General features: G+C 61.0%; 18 protein-coding genes. 16 read left to right on the top strand and 2 right to left on the bottom strand.

From position 1 onward, the window contains the following. Positions 1–182: 182 nt before the first annotated feature. Together glnD and map are read right to left on the bottom strand one after the other, a co-directional pair. The gene (glnD, locus tag AB5Y81_RS08105) at positions 183–2,819 is read right to left on the bottom strand and encodes a bifunctional uridylyltransferase/uridylyl-removing protein GlnD (RefSeq protein WP_017779848.1); all 2,637 of its coding nucleotides are present in this window, start codon (positions 2,817–2,819) and stop codon (positions 183–185) included. Between the two features lie 85 nt (positions 2,820–2,904). After that, on the bottom strand, positions 2,905–3,693 hold the full coding sequence (map, locus tag AB5Y81_RS08100; RefSeq protein WP_005303471.1) for a type I methionyl aminopeptidase: 789 nt from the start codon (positions 3,691–3,693) through the stop codon (positions 2,905–2,907). 361 nt (positions 3,694–4,054) lie between these two features. Here map and rpsB point away from each other — a divergent pair, with 361 nt between their 5' ends. From rpsB to dnaE, 16 genes are all read left to right on the top strand, one after another. Next, positions 4,055–4,783: a 30S ribosomal protein S2 gene (gene rpsB / locus AB5Y81_RS08095; RefSeq protein ID WP_005303470.1), complete on the top strand. Its 729-nt coding sequence runs from the start codon at positions 4,055–4,057 to the stop codon at positions 4,781–4,783. 104 nt (positions 4,784–4,887) lie between these two features. Then, the gene (gene tsf, locus AB5Y81_RS08090; RefSeq protein ID WP_005303460.1) at positions 4,888–5,769 is read left to right on the top strand and encodes a translation elongation factor Ts; all 882 of its coding nucleotides are present in this window, start codon (positions 4,888–4,890) and stop codon (positions 5,767–5,769) included. A gap of 71 nt (positions 5,770–5,840) precedes the next feature. Further along, the gene (gene pyrH / locus AB5Y81_RS08085; protein WP_005303458.1) at positions 5,841–6,575 is read left to right on the top strand and encodes a UMP kinase; all 735 of its coding nucleotides are present in this window, start codon (positions 5,841–5,843) and stop codon (positions 6,573–6,575) included. Positions 6,576–6,669: 94 nt separating this feature from the next. Further along, the gene (frr, locus tag AB5Y81_RS08080) at positions 6,670–7,227 is read left to right on the top strand and encodes a ribosome recycling factor (RefSeq protein WP_005303456.1); all 558 of its coding nucleotides are present in this window, start codon (positions 6,670–6,672) and stop codon (positions 7,225–7,227) included. 72 nt (positions 7,228–7,299) lie between these two features. Next, complete coding sequence (gene uppS / locus AB5Y81_RS08075) at positions 7,300–8,076, top strand: polyprenyl diphosphate synthase (RefSeq protein ID WP_279484701.1); 777 nt, start codon at positions 7,300–7,302, stop codon at positions 8,074–8,076. 26 nt (positions 8,077–8,102) lie between these two features. Then, a complete protein-coding gene (locus tag AB5Y81_RS08070; RefSeq protein WP_005303453.1) occupies positions 8,103–8,960 on the top strand; it encodes a phosphatidate cytidylyltransferase in 858 nt (285 codons plus the stop codon). 63 nt (positions 8,961–9,023) lie between these two features. After that, complete coding sequence (gene ispC / locus AB5Y81_RS08065; RefSeq protein WP_139431428.1) at positions 9,024–10,217, top strand: 1-deoxy-D-xylulose-5-phosphate reductoisomerase; 1,194 nt, start codon at positions 9,024–9,026, stop codon at positions 10,215–10,217. Positions 10,218–10,299: 82 nt separating this feature from the next. Then, on the top strand, positions 10,300–11,652 hold the full coding sequence (rseP, locus tag AB5Y81_RS08060) for a sigma E protease regulator RseP (protein ID WP_017764119.1): 1,353 nt from the start codon (positions 10,300–10,302) through the stop codon (positions 11,650–11,652). Positions 11,653–11,686: 34 nt separating this feature from the next. Further along, the gene (gene bamA / locus AB5Y81_RS08055; RefSeq protein ID WP_005303446.1) at positions 11,687–14,110 is read left to right on the top strand and encodes an outer membrane protein assembly factor BamA; all 2,424 of its coding nucleotides are present in this window, start codon (positions 11,687–11,689) and stop codon (positions 14,108–14,110) included. A gap of 148 nt (positions 14,111–14,258) precedes the next feature. After that, positions 14,259–14,771 (top strand): OmpH family outer membrane protein, encoded by a 513-nt coding sequence (locus AB5Y81_RS08050; RefSeq protein ID WP_017764121.1) that lies wholly within the window; start codon positions 14,259–14,261, stop codon positions 14,769–14,771. A gap of 3 nt (positions 14,772–14,774) precedes the next feature. Continuing rightward, positions 14,775–15,794, top strand: coding sequence for a UDP-3-O-(3-hydroxymyristoyl)glucosamine N-acyltransferase (gene lpxD, locus AB5Y81_RS08045; RefSeq protein ID WP_005303442.1), 1,020 nt, complete (start codon positions 14,775–14,777; stop codon positions 15,792–15,794). Between the two features lie 24 nt (positions 15,795–15,818). Continuing rightward, the gene (gene fabZ, locus AB5Y81_RS08040) at positions 15,819–16,280 is read left to right on the top strand and encodes a 3-hydroxyacyl-ACP dehydratase FabZ (RefSeq protein ID WP_010634777.1); all 462 of its coding nucleotides are present in this window, start codon (positions 15,819–15,821) and stop codon (positions 16,278–16,280) included. A 5-nt stretch (positions 16,281–16,285) separates the two neighbouring features. Then, positions 16,286–17,077, top strand: a complete 792-nt coding sequence (lpxA, locus tag AB5Y81_RS08035; protein WP_005303438.1) for an acyl-ACP--UDP-N-acetylglucosamine O-acyltransferase — start codon at positions 16,286–16,288, stop codon at positions 17,075–17,077. Then, positions 17,070–18,209 (top strand): lipid-A-disaccharide synthase, encoded by a 1,140-nt coding sequence (gene lpxB, locus AB5Y81_RS08030; RefSeq protein ID WP_279484700.1) that lies wholly within the window; start codon positions 17,070–17,072, stop codon positions 18,207–18,209. Before lpxA ends, lpxB begins: the two co-directional genes overlap by 8 nt. Positions 18,210–18,284: 75 nt before the next feature. After that, positions 18,285–18,875, top strand: a complete 591-nt coding sequence (rnhB, locus tag AB5Y81_RS08025; RefSeq protein WP_019839053.1) for a ribonuclease HII — start codon at positions 18,285–18,287, stop codon at positions 18,873–18,875. A 53-nt stretch (positions 18,876–18,928) separates the two neighbouring features. Continuing rightward, a complete protein-coding gene (gene dnaE / locus AB5Y81_RS08020) occupies positions 18,929–22,408 on the top strand; it encodes a DNA polymerase III subunit alpha (protein WP_005303432.1) in 3,480 nt (1,159 codons plus the stop codon). Positions 22,409–22,423: the final 15 nt, after the last annotated feature.

Raw genomic sequence — 22,423 nt, 5'->3', positions numbered from 1 at the left:
CAGGTTTCCTTTAAAAAATTCCGTTTGTTGTATCACACTTTTCCAACTGTTTTTAAGGGCCCGGGCCGATTTCTTCACAAGAACGGCGATTTATTGTACTTGAGTGGCCCAACCACTTGTTCTGACTGAAAAATCAGGCTGATAAACGGGGTCTTGTGAGGCCGGTCCGGGGTGTCATGGGCCTACCCTTCAGCACTCTCCACAGGGTTGAGCTGATTGACCAGCCGCTCCTCCAGTGCTTGCTGCTCGGTCTGGGTCAGGGGTTCTCCAGCCAGGGTGGTGAGGCTGAAGAAGTCCTCCACCCGCTCGCCGATGGTGGTGATCTTGGCGGCGTGCAGCGACAGGCCGCACTGCTGGAACACGGCGCCGATACGGGCCAGCAGGCCCGGGGTGTCGAGCGCGGTCAGCTCCAGCAGGGTGTGGCGGTTTTCCCCCTTGTGGGGCAGAAACACCACCCGGGTCGGCACGCTGAACTGGCGGTGGCGGCGCGACAGCGGTTTGCTGCGCAGCACCAGCTTGCCCGGCTCCTGCAGCGCCTTCTCCAGTGCCTTCTTGATGGTGGCGGTGCGGTTGGGGCTGATGGGCTCGCCGTTGGGCTCGAGCACCACGAAGGTATCGAGCACGTAGTCGCTGCGCGAATTCATGATCTGGGCGTCGTGGATGTTGAGGTTCTTCTGATCCAGCGCCGAGGCCACGGTGGCGAACAGATTCGGGGTGTCGCGACAGTAGATGAACACCTCGCTGCCGCCGCGGGTTGGGTGCTTGCCGATGATCACCAGCGGCGCCGGGTTGTCGCCATGCTCGATGATCTTGCGGCAGTGCCAGGCGATCTGTTCCGGGCTGTGGCGCAGGAAATAGTCGGCCTTGAAATCGCTCCATAGCTGGTTGATGGCCTCTTCCGGCACGTCGCGCTGGGCCAGGAACTGCTTGGCCTGGCGCTGGTTTTCACGGATCCGCAGGCGCATGTCAGGCGGGTTCTCCAGCCCCTGGCGCAGGGCTTTCTGGGTGGCGAAGTAGAGCTCGCGCAGCAGGGTGCCCTTCCAGTCGTTCCAGAGGGTGTCGTTGGTGGCGCAGATATCGGCCACGGTCAGGCAGTAGAGCAGGTCGAGGTGCTGCTCGTCGCGCACCTTCTGGGCAAAGTCGGTGACCACGTCCGGGTCGTAGATGTCGCGGCGCTGGGCGGTGACCGACATCAGCAGGTGGTGGCGCACCAGCCAGGCGACCAGCCGGCTCTCGTAGCGATCCAGGCCGTGCAGCTGGCAGAACTCCAGCGCATCGACGGCGCCGAGCTCTGAGTGATCGCCGCGCCGCCCCTTGGCGATGTCGTGAAACAGGGCGGCGATGCTGAGCAGCTCTGGCTTGCGCAGCCGGGTGAAGACCTCGTGGCAGAGCGGGTGGGTCTGGCGGCTGGCCGGGTTGGGAAACTGGTGGATGTTCTTGAGCAGCCGGTGGGTGTGTTCGTCCACCGTGTAGGCATGGAACATGTCGAACTGCATCTGGCCGACGATAAGGTTCCACTGCGGCAGGTAGGCGGCCAGGATGCCGTATTTGTGCATCAGGCTGAGTGGTTGGCCGATGCCGTTGGGGTGGCGCAGCAGCGCCATGAACAGGCGGCGGCACTCCGGCAGGTCCTGCAGCCAGCAGTTGAGCTTGCGGCGCGCCTCGCGCAGCTGGCGCAGGGTGGCGGAGTGGATGCCGGCAATCTCCGGGTGCTGGGCAATCTGGTAGAAGAGGCGCAGGATGGCGGCGGGATCGCGGCCGAACAGCTCGCTATCCACCGCATCGATGAGGCGCCCGCGCAGCTGGAACTCGTCGGAGAGGCGGCGCACGTCCATGGCGGTATTGCCGAGGATCGCCTCGTCAAACAGCTGCAGCAGCATCTCGTTGAGCTCGGAGACCCGTCGCACCGTCTGATAGAAGCGCTTCATCATCTGCTCGACCGGGGCGTTGCCTTCCCCCTCGAAGCCCAGCATCTGGGCCACGGTGCGCTGGCGGTCAAACAGCAGCCGGTTGTCGCCCTTGTTGATGGCCATGTGCAGGGCGAAGCGCACCTTCCAGAGGAAATTCTGGCAATCGAGCAGCTCGCGATACTCGGCCCGGTTGAGAAAGCCGTGGCTGGTCATCTCGAACAGGGTGGTGGCGCCGAAGTGGCGGCGAGCCACCCAGGCCAGGGTCTGGATGTCGCGCAGCCCCCCCGGATTGCACTTGAGATCCGGTTCGAGCTTGTAAGCGGTGCCGAGAAACTGCTGATGGCGCTGGGCCTGCTCTTCGCGCTTGGCCTTGAAGAACTGCTCGCTTGGCCAGAAGTGCTGGGGGCCAGTGGCCTCCTTGAGCTGCTGGAAGCCCGCCTCGCGGCCGGTGATGTAGCGCGCCTCGATGAGGTTGGTGGCGACCGTGATGTCGCCGCGGCCCTGCTCGATACACTCGCGCACGTTGCGCACCGCCTGGCCCACCTCCAGCTTGAGATCCCACAACAGGGTGATGAACTCGCCGATGCGCAGCCCCAGTACCTCGTCCAGCTCGTCCCCTTCGTAGAGGATCAGCAGGTCTATGTCGGAGTGGGGGTGCAGCTCGCCGCGGCCATAGCCTCCCACCGCGATCAGGGTGAGCTCCGTCTTGTCGAAGCCGAATTTCTGCCACAGCCGGGTCAGCAGCTGGTCCATGTATTCGGAGCGGGTGGCCACCAGCTCGATGATGTTGTCACCGGCGTCGAAGCGGGCGTGCAGCCAGCCGAGAAAACGGCTCAGGTACTCCTTGCAGTTCTCGCGGGTGAGCTGATCGTCGGGCAGCAGATGGGGGGAAAGCAGGCTGGCGTCCATGGCGTCTCACACTCTTGTCACAGGCCGTCGTGCGGGGCCTGTGGCTGATAAAAACAAAACCCCGGCGAGGGGCCGGGGTTTGATGTTAACCGTGTTTGATGAGACGGTCGATAGTGTCGTCCGGGCGCAGGGTCAGCACCTCGCAGCCATCCTCGGTCACCAGCAGGGTGTGCTCCCACTGGGCGGAGTCGCCGCCATCCTTGGTGGTCACGGTCCAGCCATCCTTCGGGTTGACCTTGCAGTGGTACTTCTTGCTGTTGACCATGGGCTCGATGGTGAAGCACATGCCCGGTTTGAGCTCCAGCTTGCCGCCGTTGCGGTAGTGCAGGATCTGCGGCTCTTCGTGGAACTCGGCCCCGATGCCGTGACCGCAGTAGTCACGTACCACGGAGAAACCGGCCTTCTCGACGATGGGCTGGATCACGGCGCCGATCTCGGTGATGCACATGCCGGGGCGCACCTGTTTGATGGCGGCGTAGAGGCTCTCCTGAGCCACCTTGCAGAGCTGGCGGCGCAGCGGGGTGGTCTCGCCCACGATGAACATGGCGGAGGTATCACCGTGGTAGCCATCCTTGATGACGGTGATGTCGAGGTTGATGATGTCACCCTCGCGCAGCTTCTTGTGGTTCGGGATGCCGTGGCAGATCACATCGTTCACCGAGGTGCAGATGGACTTGGGGAAGCCGTGATAGTTGAGCGGGGCAGGGATGGCCTGCTGCACGTCGACCATGTAGTTGTGGCAGATGGTGTTCAGTTCGTCGGTGGTGACGCCCGCCTTGACGTGGGGGGCGATCATGACCAGCACATCGGCGGCCAGCTGGCCGGCAACGCGCATCTTTTCAATCTCTTCCGGTGTCTTGATTTTAATGGACATGGGATCTCTCTTGGGACCTGACCGCGCACCCTGTGATGTCCGGCAATCAGGTAATGAAAAATAGATGCGTTTGCAATCAGGCCAAAATTTTATCCCCAACCCCCGTTTACTTCCAGTGTGATTGTCATCACAGCGTCAAATCGGTGCCGCAACCTGCTCGGCAGGGATCCATTTTTAGCGGTGAGGCTGGTGGTGTCCTGACCAAAGTTATGGTATAAAGCGCGCCGGAATGGGGAACTTGTCTCCCCGTACCATCACCCTTACTTAAACAACACACACACATCGACACATATGCCGGGGTGCCTTAACGGGTCGGTTATATGGGATGTGTGGAGGCCTAACCCCAATACAGAGGTATAAAATGGCTAAAGTTTCTATGCGCGACATGCTGCAAGCCGGCGTTCACTTCGGTCACCAGACTCGTTACTGGAACCCGAAAATGAAATCCTACATCTTCGGTGCCCGCAGCAAGGTTCACATCATCAACCTGGAAAAAACCGTTCCGATGTTTGACGATGCCATGAACTTCATCAGCTCCGTAGCTGCCAAGAAGGGCAAGGTACTGTTCGTAGGTACCAAGCGTGCCGCGTCTGAAGCCGTAAAAGAAGCCGCTGAGCGTTGCGACCAGTTCTATGTTAACCACCGCTGGCTGGGCGGCATGCTGACCAACTGGAAAACCGTTCGTCAGTCCATCAAGCGCCTGAAAGATCTGGAAACCCAGAGCCAAGACGGTACCTTCGACAAGCTGACCAAGAAAGAGGCGCTGATGCGTACTCGCGAAATGGAAAAGCTGGAGAAGAGCCTGGGTGGTATCAAGAACATGGGCGGCCTGCCTGACGTTCTGTTCGTTGTCGATGCCGACCACGAGCACATCGCTATCAAAGAAGCCAACAACCTGGGTATCCCGGTAGTTTCCATCGTTGATACCAACTCCAACCCGGACGGCGTTGACTATGTCATCCCGGGTAACGACGACGCTATCCGTGCCGTTCAGCTGTACCTGAATGCTGCTGCTGACACCGTACTGGAAGCTCGCGCTCAGGACATCGTTGTTCAAGCCGAACAAGATGGCTTCGTTGAAGCTGAGTAATTGATAAGGACTGCAAAGCCCTTATTAACCAAGCTGATGTAATTGGTTAGCAGGGGCCCTTGTGGCCCCTGTTTCTTGTCAATTCAAGACCGAGGATACTGGACATGGCAAACATTTCTGCCGCCCTGGTAAAAGAACTGCGCGAGCGCACCGCCGCTGGCATGATGGATTGCAAAAAAGCACTGGAAGAAGCCAACGGTGATATCGAACTGGCTATCGAAAACATGCGCAAATCCGGTCAGGCCAAAGCCGCCAAGAAAGCTGGCCGTATCGCCGCTGAAGGTGTGATCTTCGCCCGTACGGAAGGCAACGTTGCCGTCATGATCGAGCTGAACTGCGAGACTGACTTCGTTTCCAAGGATGCCGGCTTCCTGGCCATGGGTCAGAAAATCGTTGAGATCGCCGCTACCCAGAAGATTGCTGACGTTGACGCGCTGAAAGCCGCCGACTTCGGTAACGGTGAGTCCGTAGAGCTGACCATCACCAACCTGATCGCCAAGATCGGTGAGAACATGAACCTGCGTCGCGTGATGCTGGTTGAAGGTGACAACCTGGGCACCTACGTTCACGGTTCCCGCATCGGTGTTATCACCAAGCTGGTCGGTGGTACCGACGAGCTGGCCAAAGATCTGGCCATGCACGTTGCTGCCAACAGCCCGCAATTCGTCAAGCCGGAAGATGTGTCTGCCGACGTCGTTGCCAAAGAGCGCGAAATCCAGATCGACATCGCCATCAACTCCGGCAAGCCGAAAGAGATCGCCGAGAAGATGGTTGAAGGCCGCATGAAGAAGTTCACCGGTGAGGTTTCCCTGACTGGTCAGCCGTTCGTGAAGGATCCTTCCATGACCGTTGCCGAGCTGCTGAAGAAAGAAGGCGCTGACGTTGTTTCCTTCACCCGTTTCGAAGTGGGCGAAGGCATCGAGAAGCAAGAGACCGATTTCGCTGCAGAAGTAGCAGCTCAAATCGCGGCCGCTCAAAAGGCCTAATCGAACCGGTTTTTCCGTTTCCCCAGACCGCGACTTATGTCGCGGTCTTTATATGACCAGGAATCAGTGACATGAGTACCAATCCCAAGCCTGCATACAGACGTGTTCTTCTGAAGTTGAGTGGTGAAGCCCTGCAAGGATCCGAGGGTTTTGGCATTGATCCGGCAGTGCTGGATCGGATGGCCCAAGAGATCAAAGAACTGGTTGAGCTGGGTGTTCAGGTCGGTCTGGTCATCGGTGGCGGCAACCTGTTCCGTGGTGCCGGTCTTGCCAAGGCGGGTATGAACCGCGTGGTGGGCGACCACATGGGTATGCTGGCTACCGTGATGAACGGTCTGGCCATGCGTGATGCCCTGCATCGTGCTTATGTGAATGCCCGTCTGATGTCTGCCATCTCCCTGCAAGGCATCTGTGACTCCTATGTCTGGGCTGAAGCCATCAGCCAGCTGCGCGCCGGCAAGGTGGTGATCTTCTCCGCCGGTACCGGCAACCCCTTCTTTACTACCGATTCTGCAGCCTGTCTGCGCGGGATCGAGATCGAAGCTGACGTCGTGCTCAAGGCCACCAAGGTGGATGGCGTGTTCACGGATGATCCGGTCAAGAACCCGGATGCCGTGCTGTACCATGAACTGAGTTATGATGAAGTTCTTGAAAAAGAACTCAAAGTGATGGATCTTGCTGCTTTTACTCTGGCCCGCGACCACGATCTGCCGATCCGCGTGTTCAACATGAACAAGCCGGGTGCGCTGCGTCGGGTGATCATGGGTGAGCCGGAAGGTACCCTGATCCACCATGTCAGCAAGTGAGACAAGCGTGAGCTCCGGCTCGTTTGTCCATGACGCCAGCAAATAAGATAGATACGGGCCGGTAGACGGCTCGTTCGCCAAAAGGAAAACCACTGTGATCAACGAGATTAAAAACGACGCCAAGGACCGTATGGGCAAGAGTGTCGAGTCGCTCAAGACCCAGATGTCCAAGATCCGCACCGGCCGCGCTCACCCGAGCCTGCTCGACGGCATCCAGGTGGAGTATTACGGTGCCGCCACTCCTCTGAAACAGTTGGCCAACGTGGTGGCAGAAGATGCCCGCACCCTCTCCATCTCCATCTTCGATCGCTCCATGATCCAGGCGGTGGAAAAGGCCATCCTGACCTCCGATCTGGGCCTGAACCCGTCCAGCAACGGCCAGACCCTGCGCGTGCCGCTGCCGCCGCTGACCGAAGAGCGCCGTCGTGATCTGACCAAGATCGTGCGTGCCGAAGCGGAAGGTGCCCGGGTTGCCGTTCGTAACATCCGTCGTGATGCCAACGCCGATCTGAAGGCCCTGCTCAAAGACAAGGAGATCTCCGAAGACGACGACCGTCGTGCCCAGGAAGAGATCCAGAAGTTGACCGATTCCTTCATCAAGCTGGTAGACGATGCACTGGCCGTGAAGGAAAAGGAGCTAATGGAAATCTAAGCCTCTGACAGGTATATTACGAGCGCCGTGTAGTGCCCCTGCACGGCGCTTTTGTCTTTGTGGGAGAAATGAATGTCGCTTTTGGCAGCCGTAGGTGATTGTGCCAATTCGTCCTTGCCTCGTCATGTGGCCATCATCATGGATGGCAACGGACGCTGGGCCCAGAACCGTGGCAAGATGCGGGTCTATGGCCACAAGGCCGGCGTGAAGTCCGTTCGCGAGGCGGTGACCTTTGCCGCGCGTGCCAAGCTGGATGCGCTCACCCTGTTTGCGTTTTCCAGTGAGAACTGGCGCCGTCCGGAAGGGGAGGTCAGTGCCCTGATGGAGCTGTTCATGACGGTGCTGGGTCGTGAGGTGCAGAAGCTGCACAGCAACGGCATTCGGCTCAAGGTGATCGGTGATACCGCCCGCTTCAGCGAACGGCTGCAGGCCAAAATCGCCAAGGCGGAGGCGCTGACTGCCAACAACAGGGGGCTGACCCTCAACATCGCCGCCAATTACGGTGGCCAGTGGGACATCAGCCAGGCGGCCCGCAAGCTGGCCACGGCTGTGGCGGCAGGTGAATTGTCGGCCGACCAGATTGATGAAACCCTGCTTGGTCGCGAGGTGTGCATGGCCGACCTGCCGCCGGTGGATCTGCTGATCCGTACCGGTGGCGATCATCGCATCAGCAACTTCGTGCTGTGGCAGCTCGCCTATGCCGAGCTCTATTTTACCCCGGTGCTGTGGCCCGACTTCAGCGAAGCCGAGTTCAGCGAGGCCGTGGCCTCCTTCGTCTCCCGTGAGCGCCGTTTTGGCTGCACCGGTGAACAGATCCGGGAATTGATCGCCGAGCAACAGACCGGCTAACCCCCCTCCCAAGAGAGAGGCTTCTTTTGCTAAAACAACGAATTATTACCGCATTGCTACTGGTTCCCCTGGTGTTGGGAGCCCTCTTTTTTCTGCCGTTGAAATTCTTTGCCCTGTTGGCATCCCTGGTATTTCTGTTGGCCAGCCGCGAGTGGAGCGGCTTTGTCTCCGCCAAACCGCAACAGTGGCTGCCGCTGGTCTATTGCCTGCTGCTCGGTGCCAGCCTGTTCTGGCTGCCGGTGGAGCAGTTGTGGACTCCCCACCTGCATCCGCTGGTGATGGGCGTGCTCTGGACCGCCGTCAGCTGGTGGCTGCTGGGGCTGCTGCTGGTGCTGCGCTACCCCCAGAGCGCCAAGCTGTGGAAGGAGTCCATCTGGCTCAAATCCCTGTTTGGTCTGGTGACCCTGGTGCCCTTCTTCTGGTCCCTGGTGGCCATCCGTGGTTACAACTTCTATCACGACCCCATGATGGGAGCCTGGATCCTGCTGTTTGTGATGGGACTGGTCTGGGCGGCAGATTCTGGCGCGTATTTTTTCGGCAAGGCGTTCGGCAAACACAAGCTGGCGCCGGCCGTGAGCCCCGGTAAAACCATCGAAGGCATGTGTGGCGGCCTGTTTACCGCCAGCCTGCTGGCGGTGGGGGTGACTTGGTTCATGGGCTTCGTGCCCGCCAAGATGGCCATAGTGCTGTTCTGCTCCCTGCTGGCGGTGCTCGCCTCTGTGCTCGGTGACCTGACCGAGAGCATGTTCAAGCGCGAGGCCGGCATCAAGGATTCAGGGACCCTGCTGCCCGGTCACGGCGGCATTCTCGACCGTATCGACAGCCTGACCGCCGCCCTGCCGGTGTTCCTGCTCAGCTACCTGCTGCTCAGCCAGGAGTTCTGATGGACTGCCCGATGATCCGGCAGGCCGCAGGTGCCATCCATTCGTCATACAGCGGGAGTTTTGATGCATAACCTGGTGATTCTGGGAGCCTCCGGCTCCATTGGTCAGAGTACGCTCAAGGTACTGCGGCACAATCCTGGGCGCTGGCAGGTGCTGGCGCTGACGGCGGCCCGCAGCGTGGATGCCATGCTGCGCGACTGCCTCGAGTTTTCCCCCCGTTTCGCCGTCATGGTGGACGAGGTTGCGGCTGCCGAGCTGGCCGGTCAACTCAAGACCCACGGCAGTGCCACCCGGGTGCTGCCCGGTCCGGCCGCCCTGTGTGACGTGGCCGCTCACCCCGATGCCCACAGCGTGATGGCGGCTATCGTCGGTGCCGCCGGGCTTGCGCCCACCATGGCTGCGGTGCGTGCCGGCAAGCGCATCCTGCTGGCCAACAAGGAAGCCCTGGTGATGTCCGGTGCCTTCTTCATGGAGGCGGTACGCGAGCACGGTGCCGAGCTGCTGCCCATCGACAGCGAACACAACGCCATTTTCCAGTGCCTGCCCGAGGCCATCCAGCGCCAGCCGGGCTTTTGCGACCTGGCGGGGGCGGGGATCAGCAAGATCCTGCTGACCGGCTCCGGCGGCCCGTTCCGCTACACCGACATCGGCGAGCTGGCCCATGTCACCCCGGCCCAGGCCATCGCTCATCCCAACTGGTCCATGGGGGCCAAGATCTCGGTCGACTCCGCCACCATGATCAACAAGGGGCTGGAGTATATCGAGGCGCGCTGGCTGTTCAACGCGGCGCCCGAGCAGATCCAGGTGGTGATCCATCCCCAGTCGGTCATCCACTCCATGGTGCAGTACAAGGACGGCTCCGTGCTGGCCCAGCTCGGCAACCCGGACATGTGCACCCCCATCGCCCACGCCCTGGCCTATCCGGCTCGGGTCGAGTCCGGTGTGGAACCTTTGGACTTCTTCAGTGTCGGAGAGTTCAGCTTTATCCGTCCCGACTATGAGCGCTATCCCTGTCTGCAGCTTGCCATGCATGCCTGTCAGCAGGGTCAGGCCGCGACCACGGCCCTCAATGCCGCCAACGAGGAGGCCGTAGCGGCTTTCCTTGCAGAGCGGATCGGTTTTATGGATATTGCCAGAGTCAATGAGGCCACCATGCTCGCCCTGGGCGGCACGGATGTCGGCTCGCTGGACGATTTGATTGCGCTGGATGGGGCGGCCCGTGCCCGTGCTCACAATTTGATTGAGGAGCTTAGCTGATGAGAAGTATTTCGTGGCATTGTGCTGCCTTCACCCTGATTGTCGGAGACAGGACCATGCATGAATGCGAGGTGATGGGCTGATGGGCGGTGTGTTGTGGAACATTGGTGCCTTTATCGTTGCCCTCGGGCTGCTGGTTGCGGTACATGAATTCGGCCACTTCTGGGTGGCCCGCCGCTGCGGCGTCAAGGTCGAGCGCTTCTCCATCGGTTTTGGCAAGGCCATCTGGCGCCGGCTCGGCAAGGATGGCACCGAGTACGTGCTGGCCCTGATCCCCCTTGGCGGTTACGTCAAGATGCTGGATGGCCGGGTCGACGAGCTCAAGCCCGGTGACGAGCAGTACGCCTTCAACCACAAGAGCGTCTGGGCGCGGATGGCCATCGTCGCAGCCGGCCCCATGGCCAACTTCGTGTTTGCCCTGTTCGCCCTCTGGCTGATGTTCATGATCGGCGTGCCCGCCGTCAAACCCGTGGTGGGCGAGGTGCGTCCCGCCTCCATCGTGGCGGCGGCCGGGGTGGAGCCCGGCATGGAGATCGTCGGCGTCGGCGGCGAGGAGACAGGTGACTGGGAGAGCGTCACCTATGCCCTCATCAGCCACCTTGGCGATGACTCGGTCCAGCTCAAGCTCAAGGCGGCCAACACCAGCTATGCGGTGGACAAGACCCTGCAGCTGGCCGGCTGGAAGTTTGATCCCGACAAGGAGTCTCCCATCGGGAGCCTCGGGATAGTGCCCCTCGGCGGCAAGGTGCTGCCGGTGGTCGATGCGGTGGTGGCCGCGAGCGCCAGCGAGAAGGCCGGCCTCCAGGCTGGTGACCGCATCAAGCGGGTAGGGGATGAGGCGATCACCGAGTGGGCCCAGTTTGTCCACCAGGTGCAGCAGTCGCCCAGGCAGCCGCTTGAGGTGACCGTCGAGCGGGCGGGCAGCGAGCTGACCCTGACCCTGACTCCGGATGCCAAGAAGGTGCGGGGCCAGCTGGTCGGTTTCGTCGGCCTGTCGCCGCAACTGGTTCCATTACCGGATGAGTATCGGATTCTGTTACAGTATGGGCCTTTGCAAGCCCTGTGGCAGGGTGCCCAGAAGACCTGGAGCCTGACCACCCTGACCTTCGACATGATCGGCAAGCTGATCGGTGGCATCGTCTCGCTGGACAACCTGAGCGGCCCCATCTCCATTGCCAAGGGGGCGGGCAGCAGTGCCGACTATGGACTGGTCTATTTCCTCGGTTTTCTGGCGCTCATCAGCGTCAACCTGGGGATCATCAACCTGTTCCCCCTGCCGGTGCTGGATGGTGGCCATCTGGTCTACTTCCTCATCGAGGCGGTCACCGGCAAGCCGGTATCGGAAAAAATTCAGGAAGTGGGTTTCCGGATTGGCGCCGCCATTCTGATGTTACTGATGGGTATTGCGCTGTTTAATGATTTCGCTCGCCTCTGAGGCCAGAGCATCAACAAGGACACATAAGAACAAAATGGCTGTTAAAAAAGCATTGGTGTTGAGTTGCCTGCTGGGTGCCAGTTTCCTGGCCCAGGCGGCCCCTGCCTCTTTTGTGGTGCAAGATATTCAGGTTGAAGGTCTGCAGCGGGTGACCCTGGGTGCCGCCCTGTTGAACCTGCCGATCCGGGTTGGCGATTCCGTCGACTCAGTCGCGCTGGCCAACGCCATCAAGAAGCTCTATGCCTCCGGCAACTTCGAGGACGTCAAGGTCTACCGCGACGGCCAGGTACTGCAGGTGATGGTCAAGGAGCGGCCGACCATCTCCAGCATCGAATTCTCCGGCAACAAGGACATCAAGGAGGAGCAACTGACCCAGAGCCTGGAGTCCTCCGGCATCCGGGTGGGTGATCCCCTCGATCGCACCGTGCTGAGCTCCCTCGAGAAGGGGCTGGAAGATTTCTACTACGGCGTGGGCAAGTATTCCGCCAAGGTCAAGGCCATCGTCACCCCGCTGCCGCGCAACCGGGTCGACCTCAAGTTCACCTTCGTGGAAGGGGAAGCGGCCAAGATCCAGCAGATCAACATCGTCGGCAACAACGTCTTCCCGGAAGAGAAGCTGCTGGCCCAGCTCTCCCTCAAGGATGACGTGCCCTGGTGGAACTTCACCGGCGACCAGCGCTACCAGAAACAGAAGCTGGCCGGAGACATCGAAACCCTGCGCTCCTACTACATGGACCGCGGCTATATCCGCTTCCAGCAGGAGTCCACCCAGGTCTCCATGACCCCGGACAAGAAGGGGGTCTACGTCACCCTCAACGTCAAGGAAGGGGATCAGTACAAGGTCTCCGGCATCCAGCTCAAGGGCGATCTGATCGACCGCGGCGGCGAGATGAAGGGGCTCATCCCCATCGAGACCGGCAGCATCTACTCCGCCAGCCAGGTGACCCATACCGAAGAGGTGCTCTCCAAGTTCCTCGGTCGCTACGGCTACGCCTACCCGAAAGTGGTCACCTTCCCGCAGGTCAACGACCAGACCAAGGAAGTGGAGCTCATCGTCAACATCGAGCCGGGCCCGCGCGTCTATGTGCGCAACATCAACTTCAGCGGCAACGTTACCACCAAGGACGAAGTGCTGCGCCGCGAGATGCGTCAGATGGAGGGCACCTGGCTCTCCTCCGACAGCGTCGAGCAGTCCAAGACCCGTCTCAACCGCCTCGGCTTCTTCGAGAGCGCCGAAGTGGACACCAAGCGGGTGCCGGGCAGCGATGACCAGGTCGATCTGGACTTCAAGGTCAAGGAGCAGCCGGCCGGCTCCATCAACGCCGGTGTCGGCTACGGTACCGAGTCGGGCCTGAGCCTGCAGGCGGGCCTGCAGCAGGACAACTTCATGGGGACCGGCAAGAAGATCGGCATCTCCGCCAGTACCAACAAGTACTCCAAGAGCGTCGACCTCAGCTACAACGATCCCTACTTCACCGTGGACGGGGTTAGCCTCGGCGGTCGTCTCTACTACAACCAGTTCAGTGCGGCCGACGCCAACATCGTGGACTACGAGAACACCACCATCGGCTTCCGCCTCTCCAGTGGTTTCCCGGTCAACGAGAACAACCGTCTCGACTTCAGCCTCGGGGTCGAAAACAACAAACTGTCCCAGCCCAACCCCTATCTGCAGGTGGATGAGTTCTGGAAGGTGTACAGCAAGAACAAGGATGGCGACAATCGCATGGTGTTCAACACCGTCGACGTCACCGCCGGCTGGACCCGTTCCACCCTCAACAAGGGCCAGTTCCCGACCGCCGGTGATCGTCAGCGGGTCAACGCCAAGGTCACAGTGCCTGGCATGGATCTGCAGTACTTCAAGCTCAACGCCGAAGACGCGCACTACTTCCCGTTCGATGCGGACCACAAGTGGGTGCTGATGGCCAAGGCGCGTGCCTCCTACGGCAACGGCTACGGCAGCAACGGCAACTATGATCACGTACTGCCGTTCTTCGAGAACTACTTCGCCGGTGGTTTCGACACCCTGCGCGGCTTCAAGAGCAACACGGTCGGTCCGAAGGCGCTCTACTACTACAACCTGAGCGGCAACGACGTCATCCAGGGTACCGACAGCTCGGTGGGCGGCAACGCCCTGGCGGTCGCCTCCCTCGAGATGATAGTGCCGACGCCGTTTGCGTCCGAGACCTATCAGCCGCAACTGCGGACCAGCTTCTTCATCGATGCCGGCTCGGTGTGGGATACCACCTTCGACTATGACCAGTATCGCAACCGTTGCTTCAGCGGCTGCAACTATCTGGCCGACTATTCGGATCCGACCAACTACCGCGCCTCGGCCGGTCTGTCGCTGCAGTGGCTCTCCCCCATGGGCCCGCTGGTGTTCGCGATTGCCCGTCCGCTCAAGCAGTACGAGGGCGACCGGACCGAGTTCTTCTCATTCAACATCGGCCGTACCTTCTAAGGACGGACCTTGCCCCCACCCAATGGTGGGGGTATTCAATGATGGGACGCGCAGCCTGCGCGCCTCACCAGGTAACAAGTCGGTCCGGGTACCACTTGCATAATCAGGTAAATCAGGTAGCCCTCACATGAGGGAACAAGGAGTAAGTGTGAATAAAGCGTTGAAAGTAGCTGGTTTGAGTTTTGCACTGATGGCTGCCGGCATGGGCTCCGCCTTGGCCGAGACCAAGATCGCCGTGGTCGACATGGGCGAAGTCTTCCAGAAGCTGCCCCAGCGTGAAGCCGTTTCCAAGAAGCTGAAAGGCGAATTCGAGCCGCGCATGCGCGAGCTGCAGAAGCTGGAAGCCGATGGTCAGAAACTGGTCGAGAAGTTCAAGAAGGATGAAGCCTTCATGAGCGCCGATCAGAAAAAACAAAGCCAGGAGAAGCTGGCCAAGCTGCAGATGGAGTTCAACCAGAAGCGTCAGGCGTTTGAACAGGACAACGGTCGCCGTCAGTCCGAAGAGCGCAACAAGATCCTGACCAAGGTGCAGGCAGCCATCGACTCCATCGCCAAGAGCAATGGTTACGATCTGGTGCTGGAGCGCAATGCCGCCCCGTACGCTGCCAGCAAGCTGGACATCTCTGCCCAGGTTATTTCTCAGGTAAGCAAGAGCAACTAATTGATGGCATTCACTCTCGCACAGCTGGCCCAGCAACTGGGGGCCCAGGTCCATGGCGACGGAACCCTGGAAATCCGCAAGGTAGCGACACTGGAAAAGGCCGGGGAGGGGGACATCACCTTCCTGTCCAATAAAAAGTACCGGCATTATCTGGAGCAGAGCAAGGCGACCGCCGTGCTCATCACAGAAGCGGATCTGCCATTTTGTCCCACCAATGCCCTGGTGCTCAAAGACCCCTATGTGGGCTTTGCAAGGGTTGCCCAACTGCTGGACACCACGCCGCAGCCGGCCACGGATATCCATCCGAGCGCGGTGATCGCGGCGGACGTGCAACTGGGCGAGAGAGTGGCCATCGGGGCCAATGCGGTGATCGAATCCGGCGTGGTGCTGGGGGATGATGTGCGCATCGGTCCGGGCTGTTTCGTTGGCAAGAATACCCGACTGGGAGCCCGCTCCCGGTTGTGGGCCAACGTCACCCTCTATCACGACGTCACCATGGGCACCGACTGTCTGGTTCAATCCGGCACAGTGATCGGCGCCGATGGTTTCGGTTATGCCAACGAGCGCGGCGAGTGGATCAAGATCCCCCAGCTCGGCGGCGTGACCATCGGCAACCGGGTCGAGATCGGTGCCTGCACCACCATCGACCGCGGCGCGCTGGAAGATACCCGCATCGCTGACAACGTCATCATCGACAACCAGTGCCAGATCGCCCACAACGTCGAGATCGGCTACGGCACCGCCGTGGCGGGCTCCACCGTGATGGCAGGTAGTCTCAAGGTCGGCAAATACTGTATCATTGGCGGCGCCTCCGTCTTTAACGGGCATATGGAGATCTGCGACCAGGCCACCGTTACCGGCATGGCCATGGTGATGCGACCCATTACCGAGCCCGGTGTCTACTCTTCCGGCATCCCCCTGCAAACCAATAAAGAGTGGCGCAAGACCGCCGCCCGGGTGATGCGTATCGAAGAGATGCACAAGCGGTTGAGCAAGCTTGAGAAGAAGCTGGACCAAGAATAATCACGATTGGTATAGGGTACTGTTTTGACTACTGAAAAGAAGAGCCTGGGTATCCAGGAAATAATGGATCTGCTGCCCCACCGTTATCCGTTCCTGATGGTGGACAAGGTGGAAAACTACGAGATCAGCGATGAGCGCAAGACCCTGCGCGCCATCAAGAACGTCTCCTTCAACGAGCCGATCTTCCAGGGGCACTTCCCGGCCAAGCCGGTGTTCCCCGGTGTGCTGATCCTGGAAGCCATGGCGCAGGCCACCGGTATCCTGGCGTTTACCATGGTGGGCAAGCCGTCCCCCAACGAACTCTATTACTTTGCCTCAATCGACAACGCTCGTTTCAAGCGTCCGGTTGGCCCCGGCGATCAGCTGGTGCTCGACGTGGAGTTCCTGAAAGAGCGTCGCGGTATCGCCAAGTTCACCGGTGTGGCCACGGTCAACGGTGAAGTGGTCTGTACCGCCGAGCTGATGTGCGCCAAACGCGAGGTTTAACACACGTGATCGACCAGACTGCCATCATTCACGATACTGCCGTCGTCCATGAGTCTGCCGTCATCGGTAAAGGGGTTGAAATCGGCCCCTTTTCTGTCATCGGTGCCGAGGTGGAAATCGGCGACAACACCTGGGTCAGCTCCCATGTGGTGATCAAGGGCCCGACCAAGATTGGTCGTGGCAACAAGATCTTCCAGCACACCTCCATCGGTGAGGATTGCCAGGACAAGAAGTACGCCGGCGAGCGCACCTTCCTCGAGATCGGCGACAACAACGTCTTTCGCGAGAATTGCACCGTGCACCGCGGCACCATCCAGGATCAGTCCCTGACCCGGATCGGCAGCGGCAACCTGTTCATGGTCAACGTCCACGTTGCCCACGACTGCATCATCGGTGACAACTGCATCTTCGCCAACAACGCGACCCTGGCGGGCCACGTGGTGATCGGCGATTTCGTGATCTTCGGCGGTCTCTCCGCGATCCACCAGTTCGGCCGCGTCGGCTCCCACGCCTTCGTCGGTGGCTGCGCCGCCCTCAACAAGGACGTGCCCCCCTACGTGATGGCCGCCGGCAACTACGCCAAACCGTTCGGGGTCAACTCCGAAGGGCTGCGTCGCCGCGGTTACACGCCTGAGGCGATCTCCGCCGTCAAGCGCGCCTACAAGGAGATCTTCCGCTCCGGCAAGACCGTCGAAGAGGTGCTGCCTGTGCTGATCGAGATGGCGCAAGCCGAGCCGGCCGTCCAGCTCTATGTGGACTTCCTCAAAGACAACGAGCGCGGGATCATCCGTGCCTGATCCGGTTCGCATCGGTATCGTCGCCGGAGAGGTCTCCGGCGACATTCTGGCTGCCGGTCTGGTACGCGAGCTGCAGGCCCGCTACCCGGACGCGCAGTTCGAAGGGATCGCCGGGCCGCGCATGCAGGCCCTCGGCGTGAAGGCCCTGTTCGAGATGGAAGAGCTCTCCGTCATGGGGATCACCGAGGTGCTGGGCCGTCTGCCGCGCATCCTCAAGGTCCGCCGCGAACTGCTGCGCCACTTCATCGCCAATCCGCCCGATATCTTCATCGGGGTGGATGCACCGGATTTCAATATCGGGGTGGAGCTGAAACTGCGCCGCGCCGGTATCAAGACGGTTCACTATGTCAGCCCCTCGGTATGGGCCTGGCGCCAGAACCGCATTCACAAGATCAAGGCCGCCACCGACATGGTGCTCGCCTTCCTGCCGTTCGAGAAAGCCTTCTACGACCGCTTTGACGCCCCTTGCCGCTTCGTCGGCCACACCATGGCGGACGACATCCCGCTGGTGCCGGATCAGGCCGCGGTGCGCAGAACCCTCGGCATCGACGCCAACCGCCGCTGGCTGGCGGTGCTGCCGGGCAGCCGCACGGCGGAAGTGGGCTTCATGTCCCCCCTGTTTCTCGAGGCGTGCAAGCACCTGACGGTGCGCTACCCGGATCTCGGCTTCATCGTGCCGCTGGTCAACCAGAAGCGGCGCGAGCAGTTCATGGCCATCAAGGCCGAGGTAGCGCCGGGTCTCGACATGGTGCTGCTGGAAGGGCAGGGCCGCGAGGCGATGATCGCCGCCGACGTGGTGATGCTGGCCTCCGGCACCGCGGCGCTCGAAGCCATGCTGGTGAAAAAGCCGATGGTGGTGGGCTACAAGCTCAAGCCCTTCAGCTATTGGCTGGCCCAGCGACTGGTAAAGACCGAATTTGTCTCCCTGCCCAACCTGTTGGCCGGCCGCATGCTGGTGCCCGAACTTATCCAGCACGAGTGCACCCCGGAGAACCTGGTGGTCGAGGTGAGCAAGTATTTCGAGCACGACAACAGCGCGCTGGTAAACACCTTCACCGAGCTCCATCAGCTCATTCGCTGCAATGCCGACCACCAGGCCGCCGAGGCGGTGGCCGAGCTGCTGGGTCGGTAGAGAGCGGGCGGCCAGTGTGGCTGCGCCAACGCGACGCCAGGCCCTGCGGGGCCTGTTTTGATTCAAGGCTACAAGATGATGATCGATATTCCTGACGACAAGCTGGTTGCCGGTGTGGACGAGGTGGGCCGTGGCCCCCTGGTGGGAGACGTGGTCACCGCCGCCGTCATCCTCGACCCGGCCAACCCGATCGAGGGGCTCAACGACTCCAAGAAGCTCTCCGAGAAGAAGCGGCTCGCCCTGTTTGACGAGATCAAAGAGAAGGCGCTGGCCTTCGCCATCGGCCGTGCCAGCCCGGCGGAGATCGACGAGCTCAACATCCTGCACGCCACCATGCTGGCGATGCAGCGCGCCGTGGCGGGGCTCAAGGTCACGCCCGAGCTGGTCTTCATCGATGGCAACCGCTGCCCGGCTCTGCCGATGGAAGCCCGCGCCGTGGTCAAGGGCGACAGCCTGGTGGCCGCCATCAGTGCCGCCTCGATCCTCGCCAAGGTGACTCGCGATGCGGAGATGACCGAGCTGGACAGCCGCCATCCCGAGTACGGCTTTGCCCGCCACAAGGGCTATCCGACTGCGGAGCACCTAGCCATCCTGGCCGAGCGCGGCCCGTTGCCGGAATATCGTCAAAGTTTCAAACCGGTGCGCCGCGCACTGGGAGTGGAATAACCCATGCTGATTTGTCTAAGCGATGGCTGCTTGCGTAATGAGAGGGCATGACGATGGCTGACCCCCGTTTCATTCACCTGCGGGTGCATACCGACTTCTCCATGGTGGATGGTCTGCAGAAGATCAACCCCATTGTCGGGGCCGCGGCGGCCGACAACATGCCGGCGCTGGCCCTGACCGACCAGATGAACATGTGCGGCCTGGTGCGCTTCTATGGCGCCGCCCACGGCAAGGGGATCAAGCCCCTGGTCGGGGCCGACTTCTGGGTGCAGAGCAGTGAACTCGGCGACGAGCAGTTTCGCCTCACTCTGCTCGCCATGGACAACGACGGCTACCAGAACATCACCCTGCTCATCTCCCGTGGCTATCAGCGCGGTCATGTGCAGGGGCGGCCGGTCATCGACAAGGAGTGGCTGGTCGAGCACGCCAAGGGGGTGATCGTGCTCTCCGGCGGTCGCGAGGGGGACGTAGGCAAGTTCCTGCTCAAGGGCAACCGCCAGATGACCGAGCAGTGCGTCGCCTTCTATCAGACCCACTTCCCCGACGCCTACTATCTGGAGCTGCTGCGTACCGGTCGCCCCGACGAGGAGGTCTACCTCCACATGGCGGTGAACCTCGCGAGCGAGTTTGCGCTGCCGGTGGTGGCCACCAACGAGGTGGTGTTCCTCACCGCCGATGACTTCGACGCCCACGAGATCCGGGTCGCCATCCACGACGGCTACACCCTGATGGACAAGCGTCGCCCGCGCCGCTACAGCCCGCAGCAGTATCTGCGCAGCCAGGACGAGATGTGCGAGCTGTTCGCCGACATCCCGGAGGCGCTGGAGAACACGGTGGAGATCGCCAAGCGCTGCAACGTGACGGTGCGTCTGGGTGAATACTTCCTGCCCAACTTCCCCACCGGCGACATGACCACCGAAGACTTCCTGGTGGCCAAGTCGAAAGAGGGGCTGGAGGAGCGGCTCGAGTTCCTGTTCCCGGATCCGGCGGTGCGGGCCGAGCGTCGTCCCGAGTACGACGAGCGCCTCGACATCGAGCTGAAGGTGATCAACCAGATGGGCTTCCCGGGTTACTTCCTCATCGTGATGGAGTTTATCCAGTGGTCCAAGGACAACGGCATCCCGGTCGGCCCGGGCCGGGGCTCGGGTGCGGGGTCGCTGGTGGCCTACGCCCTCAAGATCACCGACCTGGATCCACTCGAATTTGACCTGCTGTTCGAACGTTTCCTGAACCCGGAGCGGGTCTCCATGCCCGACTTCGACGTCGACTTCTGCATGGACCGACGGGACGAGGTGATCGAGCACGTCTCCGAGATGTACGGCCGGGACGCTGTGTCCCAGATCATCACCTTCGGCAGTATGGCGGCCAAGGCGGTGGTACGGGACGTAGGAAGGGTGCTGGGCCACGCCTACGGCTTCGTCGATCGCATCTCGAAACTCATTCCGCCGGATCCCGGCATGACCCTGGCCAAGGCGTTCGAGGCCGAGCCCAAGCTGCCCGAGCTCTACGAGCAGGACGAGGAGGTCAAGGATCTCATCGACATGGCGCGCCGGCTGGAAGGGGTGGTGCGCAACGCCGGCAAACACGCCGGTGGCGTGGTGATCGCGCCCACCAAGATCACCGACTTTGCACCGCTCTACTGCGATGACGAGGGCCATCACCCGGTCACCCAGTTCGACAAGAATGACGTGGAATACGCCGGCCTGGTGAAGTTCGACTTCCTGGGTCTGCGCACGCTCACCATCATCGACTGGGCGCTCGGCATGATCAACCCGCGCCTTGCCAAAGAGGGCAAGCCGCCGGTCGACATCGCCGCCATCCCCATCGACGACAAGCGCTCGTTCGACCTGCTGCAGCGCTACGAGACCACCGCGGTATTCCAGCTCGAATCCCGCGGCATGAAGGATCTCATCAAGCGGCTGCAGCCGGACTGCTTCGAAGACATGATCGCTCTGGTGGCCCTGTTCCGGCCGGGCCCGCTCCAGTCAGGCATGGTGGACAACTTCATCGACCGCAAACACGGCAATGAAGCCATCTCCTATCCGGACGAGAAGTGGCAGCACGAGAGTCTGCAACCCATCCTGGAGCCCACCTACGGCATCATCCTCTACCAGGAACAGGTGATGCAGATCGCCCAGACCCTGGCCGGGTACACCCTGGGGGGCGCGGATATGCTGCGCCGGGCGATGGGCAAGAAAAAACCCGAGGAGATGGCCAAGCAGCGGGCCGGTTTTGAAGAGGGCGCCATCAAGAACGGCGTCGACGGCGAGCTGGCGATGAAGATCTTCGACCTGGTGGAGAAGTTCGCGGGCTACGGCTTCAACAAGTCGCACTCCGCCGCCTATGCGCTGGTCTCCTACCAGACCCTCTGGCTCAAGACCCACTTCCCGGCCGAGTTCATGGCGGCGGTGATGACCGCCGATATGGACAACACCGACAAGATAGTGACCCTGGTGGACGAGTGCCAGCGGATGGGGCTGACCGTGATCCCGCCGGATGTGAACACTGGCCGCTACCGCTTCAGCGTCAACGAGGACGGCCACATCGTCTACGGCATAGGCGCGGTGAAGGGGGTGGGGGAAGGTCCCATCGATGCGATCCTGGAAGCGAGGGATCGGGATGGCCCGTTCCGCGACCTGTTCGACTTCTGCAACCGGGTCGACATCAAGAAGCTCAACAAGCGGGTGATGGAGAAGCTTATCCTCTCCGGCGCCATGGACCGGCTCGGCCCCCACCGCGCCGCCCTGATGGCGACCCTGGAGGAGGCGATGCGCGCCGCCGAGCAGCACGCCAAGGCCCAGGCGGTGGGGCAGGTCGACATGTTCGGCGTGCTCACCGAGGAGATAGACGACGTCAAGAAGGCGTTCGCCAACGTGCCGCACTGGCCCGACAAGGTCTGGCTGGAAGGGGAGCGCGAGACCCTCGGTCTCTACCTCACCGGTCACCCCATCAACCAGTACAGCGGCGAATTACGTCGTTACACCTCAGGTCGCCTGTGTGATCTGCATCCCACCTCCCGCGATACCGTGACCACGGCGGCGGGGCTGGTGATCGCGGCGCGCAGCATGGTGACCAAGCGCGGCAACAAGATGGGGATCTTCACCCTGGACGACCGTTCCGGTCGCCTGGATGTGACCCTGTTCAGTGAAGCGCTGGAAAAATATGAAGAGTTGATGCAAAAAGACCGTATTTTGGTGGTTTCTGGACAGGTCAGCTTTGATGACTTCTCCGGTGGCCTTAAAATGTCGGCCCGTGAATTACTGGATATCAACGATGCGAGAGAGCGTTTTGCCAGGGCAATCCGCATCTCTCTCGATGAACAGCGAATCGATGATCGCTTTTTCCCGCGTTTGTGCGAGATTTTGGAGCCCGCCCGTGCCGGAGTCTGTCCGGTTCAGGTAAACTATCGTCGCCCCGGCTCCCGGGTGCGATTGACGCTCGGCACCGAGTGGCGGGTGACGCCCACCGATCAACTGATAGATGACTTGCGCGTCCTGCTGGGACGAGAGCGGGTTGAATTGGTTTTTGATTAGAGGATCTATAGTCCC

It is taken from the genome of Aeromonas sp. s2, assembly GCF_040907935.1.
Taxonomy (GTDB): domain Bacteria; phylum Pseudomonadota; class Gammaproteobacteria; order Enterobacterales; family Aeromonadaceae; genus Aeromonas; species Aeromonas dhakensis.
Note: the sequence above shows the minus strand (reverse complement) of the source record. Positions and strands in the feature narration are given on the sequence as shown.